The sequence below is a fragment of the Scardovia wiggsiae F0424 genome, from assembly GCF_000269605.1.
GTDB lineage: Bacteria > Actinomycetota > Actinomycetes > Actinomycetales > Bifidobacteriaceae > Scardovia > Scardovia wiggsiae.
Map to the genome: position 1 here is coordinate 1,233,594 of NZ_AKCI01000001.1, position 12,601 is coordinate 1,246,194.

General features: G+C 56.1%; 8 protein-coding genes. 2 read left to right on the forward strand and 6 right to left on the reverse strand.

The genetic code is table 11. The features are described from left to right. Positions 1-39: 39 nt before the first annotated feature. Positions 40-2,949, reverse strand: coding sequence for an RICIN domain-containing protein (locus HMPREF9156_RS0105505; RefSeq protein ID WP_007147782.1), 2,910 nt, complete (start codon positions 2,947-2,949; stop codon positions 40-42). A gap of 599 nt (positions 2,950-3,548) precedes the next feature. Here HMPREF9156_RS0105505 and HMPREF9156_RS0105520 point away from each other — a divergent pair. Together HMPREF9156_RS0105520 and HMPREF9156_RS0105525 are read left to right on the forward strand one after the other, a co-directional pair. Continuing rightward, on the forward strand, positions 3,549-5,447 hold the full coding sequence (locus HMPREF9156_RS0105520) for a hypothetical protein (RefSeq protein ID WP_007147784.1): 1,899 nt from the start codon (positions 3,549-3,551) through the stop codon (positions 5,445-5,447). Positions 5,448-5,586: 139 nt separating this feature from the next. Continuing rightward, the gene (locus HMPREF9156_RS0105525; protein WP_007147785.1) at positions 5,587-7,215 is read left to right on the forward strand and encodes an amino acid permease; all 1,629 of its coding nucleotides are present in this window, start codon (positions 5,587-5,589) and stop codon (positions 7,213-7,215) included. Here the strand turns inward: HMPREF9156_RS0105525 and HMPREF9156_RS0105530 are convergent. The 5 genes from HMPREF9156_RS0105530 to HMPREF9156_RS0105550 all read right to left on the reverse strand — a co-directional run bounded on the left by HMPREF9156_RS0105530 (position 7,191) and on the right by HMPREF9156_RS0105550 (position 12,591). After that, positions 7,191-7,721, reverse strand: a complete 531-nt coding sequence (locus tag HMPREF9156_RS0105530; protein WP_007147786.1) for an FMN-binding protein — start codon at positions 7,719-7,721, stop codon at positions 7,191-7,193. The two genes, HMPREF9156_RS0105525 and HMPREF9156_RS0105530, sit on opposite strands and share 25 nt — an antisense overlap. Continuing rightward, positions 7,702-8,547, reverse strand: coding sequence for an ABC transporter ATP-binding protein (locus HMPREF9156_RS06940; protein ID WP_231198095.1), 846 nt, complete (start codon positions 8,545-8,547; stop codon positions 7,702-7,704). Before HMPREF9156_RS06940 ends, HMPREF9156_RS0105530 begins: the two co-directional genes overlap by 20 nt. Before the next feature lie 43 nt (positions 8,548-8,590). After that, complete coding sequence (locus tag HMPREF9156_RS0105540) at positions 8,591-9,790, reverse strand: ABC transporter permease (protein WP_193378064.1); 1,200 nt, start codon at positions 9,788-9,790, stop codon at positions 8,591-8,593. Between the two features lie 93 nt (positions 9,791-9,883). After that, positions 9,884-11,200, reverse strand: coding sequence for an ABC transporter permease (locus HMPREF9156_RS0105545; RefSeq protein WP_007147789.1), 1,317 nt, complete (start codon positions 11,198-11,200; stop codon positions 9,884-9,886). Positions 11,201-11,217: 17 nt separating this feature from the next. After that, positions 11,218-12,591: a DUF2318 domain-containing protein gene (locus HMPREF9156_RS0105550; RefSeq protein ID WP_007147790.1), complete on the reverse strand. Its 1,374-nt coding sequence runs from the start codon at positions 12,589-12,591 to the stop codon at positions 11,218-11,220. Between the last annotated feature and the right edge of the window lie 10 nt (positions 12,592-12,601).

Here is a 12,601-nt window from a genome sequence, read left to right on the forward strand (position 1 = left end):
TCTATATTTTAGCAATTCCCATGAAACAATGCCGTGAAGCTATTTCCTGTAAGCCCTCCATTGCTGCGCCGGCGCACCGTTCGTTTCCCATATCTGCACATTAGCATAATTACGGGCTATGCCGTTAGGGATATCCAGAGTGCGGGAAGTGTCCAAAGCGGAAATAAAAGTATATGTCCCGTTGCTGTTGCGCACCGCTACCCATTTCTGCGCTGCGGCACCGTTCAGCGGCCACTGCTGGACATTCGCCCCGCGCTGTGTGGAACTCCCCGCAACATCAAGAGCCTTACCCGATGCCACGCTTGTAAAAGTTATGAAACCCTCAGCGTCATGGGTTATTCTCCAGTCCTGGGCCGTGACCCCGTTCGCCTGCCACAGCTGGATATTAGTGCCATCCACGGGGGAACCGCCGTTGAGGTCAAGCCTGTAGTAGGGGTTCGCTGCTGCTCCGAATGTATATACACCGTCGGCAAGGTCGTTGCGGTGCTGGTATGCCAGAGCCGCAGGGCTGTCTGCATGGGCGACTTCCCACTGCTGAGCCGTGGCCTTAGTATCCTGCCATATCTGGAGCTTTGTCCCCAGCGCCGTATTACCGGCAGGGTCGTCAAGGAATTTGCCTGATCCTGAGCCGATAAAGCCATACCTGTTTCCGCCAAGCCACCGTGCATGCCAATGCTGGGCTTCGTTGCCGTTGGACTGGTACTGCTGGACTACAGACCCGTTGGCAGACCTGTTTTTATCAACGTCGATAAGCTTCCCCGAGTTCAGGTTCGCAATAGTGTACACGCTGTTGCCCACCTGCCGGAAAGTAAAAAGCTGGGCTGACCCGCCGTTCCATGTATACAGCTGCGGCCGCGCAAAATTGTCGCGGGAACCTGAGGGGATATCCATAACAAGCCTGGAACTTATGCCGCTCGATATGCGCATGGCAGTGCCCGTTGATATCGGGTTGACCGATGCGATCTGGAATTTCTGTGCTTCAAGCCCATTAGGCGTATACAGTTTGACCGGCGTGAAATTGGCACTTGACCCGTTTGTCATATCAAGCACCCAATTGCCTAAAGCAGACTGGAGGTAATAGCCGTTCCCCGCGTCACGGATAAACCATTTCTGCGCTGCTGCGCCGTTCACTTCCCACTGCTGTATCTTCGCATTGTTATAAGTCCGGGAACCGCTTACATCAATAGCTTTGCCGGAGTTCACGTTGGTGATCACATAGCTGCCGTCATTCTGGCAGGTGAAGCGGAACTGCTGGGCGGTAGCATTGTTCCAGTGGTACAGCTGGAGCGCCTGGCCGTTGCTGAGGCTGCCTTTATTGATATCAACAGACATCGTGTCATTCTGGCGGACATTGATGTAGTACAGGCCGTTAGGTACGGTGACCTGCGGGAGCCGCGTCACATCAAGGCCGGTACTGGCAGGCCTGACCGCATCTTTATACCCGAACGCGTTAATATCCACATTCCCGCTGATCCCATTGATCCTGCCGTCAGATGCGTACTGCCAGCCGCGGAAGTTTGAGGAAAGCCCCGTAAAAGTCATAGTGCTTCCGTACTGGGCGACCCATGATGTTTTCTGATGGATGGACGGGCGGTTCAGTGCGCTGTTGAGATAGCTCGTGTATGAATATACGCTCAATTTGTTCCCGTAGCCTGCAGCGCCCATAGCTGAATACCATGAGCTGACGATCTTCTCATAAACGGCAGGATCGGTGGATCGGGTATGTCCTTTCCACGTCCACGCTTCAAGGTCATAGTAGATCGGATAACTGAGGTCACGCTCGGAAACGCCGAACCTTTTCAGCAGGTTCGCGGTAGACGCCCCCTCATTGTAGGCAAAACCGGAATCCGACGCATATGAATATATATAGACCCCGAAAGGTATGCCTAAGCGCTTGCATTCTGAAATATTGTACTGGGCTTTTTTATCGGCATTCCCTACTCCGTACCCGATACGGATAATAGCACCTTCGACACCGGCACGTTTGGCGGCTGCCCAGTCGATATTTTTCTGCCATTCGGATACATCGATCACGCCTTTAGCCTGCTGCGCGAAAAGGTACCCGTTACGGCTGAAGAATGCGGGGGTCCCGTTATACTGCCCCCAGTGCGCCCCGTAACTGTTGTTCTGGAGGGCAGCAGGAAGGGCCTTATCCGGGAGGGGTGCAGTTGAAAGGACTGACCGCAGCAACGGGACCGCAGCAGCGGCATCCTGGGATTTCAGGGAGACAGATGCTGCCGCAGGAGCAATGCTGCCCTGCTGATGCCCTGAAGAAAGTTCCGCCGGGGCATCCGATCCCACCTTGTCCCGGATATCTTCCACAGGGACGGGCAGAAATGACTTCCCGCCAGTTTTTGCCAGCGGATCGGCAGGGGCCGTATCCGTACCAAAATAACGTGAATACTGCCCGGGGTCCTGTGAGCCTGAAACTGTTGCCCCGGTTGCGATATCGTACACTGTGCCGTCAGGCGTTGCAGCCATGCTCCTGGATATGACGACAGCATTGCCGGGGATGGAACTGGCGACACGGGATGGAGTATCCTGCGGATGGGAGCCGGAATTATTATTCCCCTTAAGGCTGCCCCCGCTGCCTTGGGTGCTGCCGGCAGTACCGCCGGAACGCCCGCCCTGCCCCGGGCTGCCTGAAGGCCGGGAGCCGTCCTGAGCCCCCCGCTGTGCAGCACCCGTATCCCCGGAAGCGCCCCTGCGCGCAGCCGTGATGGACGCCATATCTTTCCCCCGCGCGGAAAAGTCAAAAGAACCGGTAAGGAAACCGGCTGCCGCAATCGTTGCAGATACTGTTACAAGGGTTATAGCTGCCGTCGCGGCTACAGTGATACGGCGCTTCCTGGCTTCATGCCGCGCTGTGCCTGCGGAGCCGAGCAACCCCCCGGAGGGGTTCCCTGAAGGGCCTGCTGCAGAAGGATCATTCTTACCCAGTTTCCTCATATAACCGTACCTTTCCAACCTGCGGTCCTGCACGCTGTATACGTTTCCATCTTTCCGATTCCCGGCCAGCCTTTAAATGCCCGTATCGCGTTTCCTGTTCCTGCTGTTATTCCGGGCGCACTGAAGCCGCTGCCCTGTCCACACTAAAGGAAAAGCCTTAAGATCACAGATCTTATCAGCAATAAGCACAATTCCTTGTAATTTAGGCTGTATTTTCCACGTTCCCTTCACAAACGGGGCTGCAGGCCATGCATAAAAGACAGAAACTGCCTGTATAAAAGGGACTGCCGATATCTGCTACCCTTCGCTTTCAGAAATATACCGGGTCAGTATCTCTACAGTCTTATCCGAATAGATTTCCCGCTTATCAACATGGTTATGGCTATGGATATCCTGCATGTAACATTCCAATCCTACAGTTCAGTGAGCTTGTAGCACAGATTACCCGGACAGCCGCACGCAGCCGCTGCAGGCCGCGCATATATGCTGCATTCCGCACCGCCTGACTGCGGGCAGGCCTGCAGCAGATCGCGCGCATTCCTTGGGACACGGTAAAATATGAGGCACAGTCATTTGTGGTCATATGCGAAGGACGGGTTATGACGATTTACCGCAAAAGCGACAGGCCTGATATGGACAGCGACGGGAATACTGCTGACGCTGCAGCTGAGGCAGGCAGTGCGGATAGTGCTGCTGATATCCAGTCCACGCAGTCTATCCCGCCGATAGAAGACCCGGTGCTGATCACTGATGAAGATGCGCGCAGCCATTCTTCACATCCTGAAAGCCCGGAAACCTCCCATTCCTATACGATGCCCGACACGCTGGAGGATCCTGTACTGCATATGCAAGGGCAGCAGGCAGGAAGCCCTGCCGGGGATGCCGCCGGCACTACCGGCATAATCCTGGGTGCCGGGGGAGCAGCCGGTGCAGAAGACAGACCTCTTGAAGAAACACAGACTTTCAATCCCCTTCTTGATGATGACAGCGGTCCGGACAGCTGGCAAGGCGTAGGGTTCCACACGCTCAGGGCTGAAGATATGCCAGCAGGCGGCGGCACAGGTACTATGGCTGATGCCGGCACACCTGCCGGGACTACGGAAACTGCCGGAGGTACGGGTGCCGGCGCCGCCAGTACAGGCGATGCGGAAACCGCTATAGTTACTGCCCCGGTTGCTCCGGCTGCCTCATCTGCAGGGGATCCTGCGAACAGGCCGAATGTCCTCCCTGCCCCCGACTTTGACACATCAACACTTATCTTTCCACCAGCCGGTACCCCTGCGGCGGCAGGGACTGCCCAAAATGGCCCGGCGGATACTGCGGTGCTCGGCAGCGCGGCAGCCCCCGCCGCAGAGCCGCCCGCTTCATCGGCTGCTGCAACTGTCCCGGCAATCCCTCCGGCTGCTGCAGCTGCCCCGGCAATCCCTCCGGCTCCGACAGCGGCGGTCCCTGTCCCCTCTTCTTCAGCAGCGCGGCGGGAGGCTGACCCATCTGCACAAGGCATTTTCTCCTCTGCCACACAGGTGTTCGCGGAATCTGAACCTGACCAGCTTGATCCGAATTTGGATCAGCTCGTTTCCAATTTCGGCGAAGACACAGCATCCTCCGGTATGCCCTTCGCAGGTGTCGGGACGCGCGGGACCGAAGCATCCGAAGAGCTTGGCGCGGGCGGAGTCAGTGCGGCGGCACGCAGAGAAGATGAAAACCAGCGTAAGCTTATCCGGGTAACTGTGATCACACTTATTGCCATCGTTGCAGTTATCGCCCTTGTTTACGGAGGCCTGGCGATCCGCCGGGCTATGCGCACCAGCGAATACAACACGGCCCTGTCGAGCTGCCAGGCGGCAACAGCAAAAATGCAGACTGCGTCCAGCGAATTGTCCGAACAGCTGTCGAAAGCCGAAAGCGTAACATCATCGGTAAGCGGATCAGATGTTGAAGACTCAGCAACGATCACGCAGCTGCGGACTACAGTATCCAACGCCCGCGATACGTCAAACAGCATCAACGCTGTAGAGTCCTGCAGCCCTTCGCTCGTCCGCGGCAAGCTTGAAGAGATCGCCCAGAAAAGCACCACCCTTACCGCAAACGCTAATAAACTTGTCCAGTCCCTGAAGAATGAAGTTTCTACAGTGCAGAAAAGCCAGGCGGCAAAGGCAAAATCCAATGCGCGCGAGAGCCTGGAAAGTGCGGTTTCCCGTGCACAGGCCCTGTATACGTCATCAAACGGCAGGGTCATGGATGACCAGGTACGCTCCGATCTGGAATCTGCCATCGACAGTGCCAGGACCCTTCTGAACAAAAGCGGTTCCTCAGTCACCGCCGACGAATACAGCGATGAGCAGAAGACCCTCGAATCTGCTATGGCGAACGTCACCAGCTCTGTCAACGCCAAGGCACAGGCAGACCGTGAGCAGGCCGAGCAGCAGCGGCGGGAGCAGGACGGCAACCCGGGGCAGGATGGCAATCCAGATAGCGAACAGGATTCCAACGAGTAGACAGAGACAGGTACCGTATCCGAAGCATCCGCGGCAGGCATCCGTCCACATCATAAAACAGCGTACCCCCTTTCCCGCTTCCCAGGGGCAGTACCGGGTATGGTAAGACTAAACCTGAAGCGACGGAAAGGCTATTTTTATGAAGGATACTGCCGGTACGGAAAGTGCGGGTACAGAACGCGGTACGGAGGCAAAGGGTACGGATGCAATAAGTGCGCATAACGGTATAGACCCTGAGAACGGGCTGCGCAAAAATCTGAAAAACCGCCATATCCAGCTGATCGCCCTCGGCGGCGCTATCGGCACAGGGCTGTTTTATGGATCCGCCGAATCCATAAAACTTGCCGGGCCCTCCATCCTGCTCGCTTATCTTATTGGCGGGCTGGTCATCTTCCTTATTCTGCGCGCGCTCGGCGAGATGAGTACTAACGACCCCCGGGCCGGCGCTTTCAGCTACTACGCTGCACGGTACTGGCATCCGCGTGCGGGTTTCATCTCCGGCTGGAATTACTGGGCAAACTACATACTCGTGTCAATGGTCGAGCTGAGCGTTGTAGGCACTTTTGTGCAGTACTGGTTCCCCCAGATACCTGCGTGGGTCAGTTCAGCTGTCTTCATGGTAGTTATCACCGCCGCGAACCTCCTGGGGGTACGCGCATTCGGCGAATTTGAATTCTGGTTCGCTATTATCAAAATCGCTGCTGTTATTGCGATGGTCATTGTGGGGCTGACCCTTATATTCCTGGCGGTACCCAATTCCAGCGGCATTATACCGGGATTCTCCAACCTGTTTACGCAGCAGGGGGGATTCTTCCCCCACGGTTTCCTCAGCGCGCAGGCGCTGCATCCTGCAGATGCCGCCCAGGCATCCGGCCCCTTCCCTTCCGGCCTTATTGGTTTCCTCAACAGCTTCCAGTTCTCCGGCATGCTTATGGCACTGGTTGTCGTTATGTTCAGCTTCGGCGGCACAGAGCTGATAGGCATTGCTGCAGCTGAAGCCGACGATCCCGGAAAGTCGATCCCGAAGGCAACGAATGAAGTAGTATGGAGGATACTGGCATTTTATATAGCCGCACCTGCCGTGATTATGGCTGTTGTGCCGTGGCAGGAGATCGGCAGGCCTGATGCCCGGGGTGTTGTCGTAAGCCCGTTCGTCCAGATATTCAATACTGCAGGATTTTCGATTGCTGCCGACATCCTCAATTTTGTATGCCTCACCGCCGTGATCAGCGTTTACAACTCAGGCCTGTATTCCAACTCCCGTATGCTGTATTCGCTCTCCAGGCAGGGCAACGCGCCGAATTATCTGGGACATGTCAATAAACGGGGCGTACCTGTAGCCGGTGTGCTTACCTCTGCCGCTATTACCGCCATAGCGGTAGTCGTTGTTTTCCTGTGGCCAAACTTCGCATTCACCTATCTGCTTGCTATCGCCACTTTCGCCGCGATCATCAACTGGTCGATGATCGCTGTCACACAGATGAAATTCCGCAGATATATAGGTGCCCGCGAAGCCCGGAAACTCACGTTCAAACTCCCTCTGGCACGCATAACGCCGTGGATCATTATTAGTTTTATGGTCCTGCTCTATGTCCTGATGTGGCTTAACCCGAGCTACCGGGCGGCAGCCATTATCGGGCCGGTATGGGCAGCTGTGCTTTTTATCGCCTCGCTTATTACGCATCCGAAAAGACGGGATGCCACTGGCCCAGCCGGTAAAGATGCCGATCCGGTGCACAGCCCTCAGCTTGAAACAGAAGCTTCCTGACGGACGACATCGAGCGCCTTATTGAAAGCATCTGACGTCCAGCTTGCCCCGGCAACCTTGTCTACCTTAAGGCTTTTCAGCGGCCTGCCCGCTACCGCAGATTTGATCTGCCTAACAAACCCGTCCTGATATTTTTTCGAGACAGGGGTTGCCGGATGCGGCGTTATCTTCACATCGGAAACCTGCTGATTGGCAACAGTCACAGCAACATCGATCGAGTCCTCGCTGACCGGGCCGTATGTGGCAACTGACGTAAAGGTGCCGTCTGCATATGTTCCGGTATCCGGCCCCAGCGTCCGCGGGCCGCCCCTGCCCGGATCCGCAGAAGGTTTGGAAGCCTTTGATGACGGGCTGCCGGAAGACGGTGCCGAAGATTCCTCGCTCCCGCCTGCATAACTGTCATCCGCCGGGACGGCACGGGTCTGCCCGCAGCCGGCAAGCAGCACACCGGAAGCAAGGATCCCCAGCGCTGCCAGCGATACGCTTTTACCGGTTTTTTTCTTCATGATCCGCCTCTGTTCCGTTGCGGTCCCCATCCGCAGAGCCGGTATGGTCTGCTGTATCCACTTTAGCAGCTTTCGCAGGGGAACTGTATGCTGCCGCTGCGGGTGAATTCGGATCGCCGCTCACCGCAGCACGCCCTCCGGCGGCTATAAAACGCTGATGCGCCTGTTCGTCATTCCACTTTTCCCCTGCAACCTGCCCATGGTTAAGCATGATCTCGCGCTGTGCACACGATGCAACAAGCGCATCATGGGTGACGACAATAACAGTCGTACCCTGTGCGTTGAGCTTGCGGAAAAGCTCCAGCACGATCTTTTCGTTAGCCTCGTCCAGATTTCCTGTAGGCTCGTCGGCAAGGATCAGCTCCGGATCATTGATCAGCGCACGGGCAATACACACCCGCTGCTGCTCCCCTCCCGACAGCTCCCGCGGCAGGTGGTGCGCGCGCTCTTTAAGGCCTACCCTTTCCAGAGCTTCCATGGCCTGCTTCTCATCAACCACGGAATGGTAATACTGCGCAACCATAACATTTTCCACAGCTGTCAGGTGCGGGACAAGATAAAACTTCTGGAAGACCAGGCCGATCACATTTTTACGGACATCGGCAAGCTGGGACTGGTTAAAGTCTTCAAGGCTGCGCCCGTCCAGGGCAACTGACCCTTCAGATGGGCTGTCGAGGCAGCCGATAATATTCATAAGCGTTGTTTTCCCCGACCCCGAGGAGCCGACGATTGCCAGCCACTGGCCGCGCGGAACGCTGAGGCTGATATCATCTACGGCATGCAGGTCACCGTATATTTTGGAAATATGGCTAAGGTCGAGGAGCATGTCCTGTTCCCCGTCATTAATTTTTTCATCATTGATATTGTTATTATTCATCACTGAGCACCACCGCCGGATCGATTTTTACAGCTGTACGGATGGGTATCCACGAAGCGGCTATTGCCGCTGCCACGCTTACTGCCAGGCACAGGAGCGCAAGCGCCCAGCTGAATGAAGCGCTCCGCTGGAATACGGTATCAGTGAGGGCAGCCGAAACGCCGTATCCCACGCCGATCCCCAGGATACCCCCGACAAAACCGTAGATCGCGGATTCTGCCTGGAACTCGGCCGATATGCCTGCGGACGTAGCCCCCAGGGCCTTCCTCAGGCCGATCTCGCTTCTGCGCTGGGAAACTATGGAAGCCATCGTTGTTGATACCCCGACAATAGTCAGGGCAAGGATAACCAGGGAGATTATCCAGAAAAGCGTTGTGAGCATGGTGATAATGGATGCATTCGCTGCGGAGATTTTCGCAACTTTCTGCGCTGTTACATTCATGCTCGTCATATCGTTGATATTCCTGACAAGCCTGTCGAGATCCTGCCCCTGGGCGGCTGAGGCATATTCTATAACGTCAGCCCCGCGTTTCCTGCCTGTAAGGCTTTCCAGCGCAGGGTTCGTCATATAGATCATGGAGTCCTCGGCTCCCCCAGTATCGACGATTCCGCAGATACTGAACGGTTTCCCCCCGGTATCAAGGATATCAGATACAGAATCGCGTCCGGGCTGCGCCTTATCGGATGATGCTGCGCCGCCCCGGCTGTCTGAGGCGCGATAGCCGATCTTTATAGTATTACCGACTGATACACTGAGAGCGCGCGCCACATCGGAACCGATAAGTATCTGGTTTTTGCCCTGCGGCATAGACCCCTGCAGACTCCAGAATGTGTTGATCCTGCGGGTCCGCACGGGATCAATGCCCGCAACCTGGTATGGCGCTGAATGTATACGCACATTTTCATAGCGGTACGCAGCCCATGATGCCTGCTGGCCGTATGCCGTAACCATATCGGTCGTGTGGTCGATCATCGCCTGCTGGATACCGTCCGCCGTTTTCCCGGTACCGTTAGATTTCACAATGAGGTTAGCGCCGTAAGACTGCATCTCCTCAGCCATCTGCCGGGGGACGATCACGCATACTGAAATAAGGCAGAACAATGTTGCCGAACCTACCAGCGATGCGATAACAGCCATGGCTGCGCGCGAACGGCGGCGGAAAACTGCGCCAGCCAGCATTATCCAGAACATGCGGATATTGCTGTCTGAATACTGCCTTCCCCCCGGCTTATGCCCCCTGCCGTGGGAGCGTCCGGAATCCTTATCAGCCATTATGCCTCCTTCCTACCGTCCATGCAGCACCTGGGCGGGCTGCAGTTTCAGTATCTGCCTGACTGCTGAAATAGATGCCGTAAGTACGGTTATGGACAGCAGCACAGCGACGAGGACGAAAACCATAGGCCGCATGGTAATAGCCGAATGGAAAACGGCATGGCCTACAAGCTGCGACAGCCCGGCGCCGGCAGCTGCGCCGGCCACTGCACCTGCTAATGCTATCCCGGCCGTTTCAGCAATAATAAGCCTTGAAACTTCACTGTTTTTGGCGCCGATCGCCTTCAGAAGCGCCAGCTGGGAAGCCCGCTCCACCATCGCAGCGGACATAAGGTTGGCAACGGCGATCGTTGCGGCGATAAGTGTCAGCGCGGTCATCACGATCATAACTGCGCGGGTCTTCTGAAGGACATTGCCTTCAAGCGCCGCCACCTGACGTACCTGCTTAGCCACAGCCCCGGGGAGGGCCTCCTCGATCTGATACGCGATAGACGACGGGTATGCGGTGCAATACCACGTTTCCCATTCTTCCTGCGATAATGCGTCCGGATTTTTCGCCGCTTTGCGCGCCAGGTCATTTTCAGGTGTTGTCAGCGCTTTCACTTCCACATAATCCACAGAATCCGGCAGTCCGCTCAGATCCTGCACAAGTGCTGTTGATGTGTAAAGGGCGTTGTCGTCATCATCGCCGGAAGTATACACGCCTGTTACTGTCAGCTGCCGTGTATGCGAGCCTTTGGAGAGGGTAACCGTATCGCCCGCAGATATCCCGAGCCTGTCTGCCAGTGCGGAACCGGCCATGGCCTGGTCCGCCGAATCTTTAGCCCACGACCCTGCCAGCTTCCACCATGGACGCATGCGCTGTACCCCAAGCACGCTTGTTTCCCCGGTCGAAGCATGCAGGGTTTTGTTGAACCATGTGCCGACTACAGGGACATTGCCCACTTTCTGTGCAGTCTTCCCGCTTTGTACCGACATGCGGATATTGAGCTGCGGAGCAAAATCGGTAATATTATATGCCCAGAAAATTGTTTTGATCTTCTGAAGGTCAGATTCCCTGATGAAACTGGTCGGGTCTGCCGGCGACGAGCTGGGGGTATTCGAAGAGCTTGACCCGTACAGTTCGGCCGCAACAGCATCCGACTTAGGGCGGACGGTAATGTTGGACCCGTACGTTGACAGTTCAGCGGTAAGTTTATCGCCGACATCATAGACGATACCGAGCATAGCCACACTTACTGCGGCGGCAAGCGCTACGGTTATGCAGATAAGCACGCGCCGGCGGAACTGCCGGGCCACTGATCTGCTGATCATCCTCAGAAAAAACATATGAGCCTTCTTCCATCCTACAGCGTTTTGAAGTGGCTCGAAAGGGCATCCAGATCGGCTGTTTTGATAGTGATCTTCCCATGCGCCGATTCATATGCGACCGGAATGGGGTTGCACCCTCCCTTAAAACCAATGGTCGCAAGGTTTATAGCAACATCACACTTTTTGCAGACAATCTTCCCGTCTTTTTCGTAATACCCTGCCGGACCGCAGTTTTCGCATGCATCCAGCCCGACACCATACGCGCCGCCAGATTTTTTGATAATGATGAACCGCATAACAGTGCCGTCTTTCGCCGTGTACTGGAACCGGTGGAGATGGCCGTCAGAAAGCTGGCCGTAAGAGACTGAGGCGACGCCATTCTTCAGCTCATATTTCTCAGGGGCAGACAGGACGATCTCCTGGTTAGTGCGGGCAACGCCATAGGTAAGTGCTGTGCCGACGAAAAGGACCGCTGCCAGGGACCATGCTGCCGCAGCGCATGCATGTCTGCGGAATTTCCGCGCGATACGGCCCTGCGCCTGGGAATGGCCTGATCCCTGCACCTGGATACGCGCCTGCGGGCTGATGCGGATCCCTGCCGCCACCGAAACAGCAGCGGGGATAATGAATACAGCCGCCTGGGCAATAACAAGGTAAAGCTCGTGGTTGATGAGGAATACCAGTACGGAGAACAGGGCATCACTCAGCTCGATGTCAGCTGTATTCACCAGTATCTGCACCAGGGCCGTGCCCTGCTGAATAAGTACGGCAGCCATAAACAGCACGCCGGTTGCAGCAAAAACCCTGTGCGGTACGCTTGTCCGCATTGTTGAAAAAATGGCCGCAACAGCTACTGCTGCCCCTACGCCAAGGAAGAAGCCCGAAGCGCGCGCCAGCATAGCGGATGTGAACGCCGACTGGCCTGTTTCCACGAAGTTCGCCAGCTGGATGATAACGTCCGGAAGGCAGGTGAAAAATGCATCCGCAATAGCTGCGGCGCCCACGAGGTTAGCCAGGTCAAGCCATGTGAAGCGCCGTTTCACTGTTCCCCGGCCTGCTGCAGAGGGATCGGGGTCCCCCTGCCGGCTATGCTGCCGTGCGCACTGGCTGCGCCAGTTATTTATCAGCCAGCCTGACCCTGCGATTGCGGCGGTAACAGCGATATCTGCGATCACGCTCACGTAAAGGGCCGGTCGCAGCGCCGCCGTCTGCTGGCTTATCACTGCGAATGAGCGCAGGCCGGCAAAAACAACTGCCCCCGCAATGCCCGCAAGCATACCTATGAAACGCCAGGAGCTGCTCAGAGGTTTTGCTTTGCCCTCCCCCACGGTCAGGGTAACGTTTAACACCATATACAGTAATACCGGTGTCAGCGTTCCGGGCAATGCGGTGACAAACTGTTTAAGCACAAGAATCCTT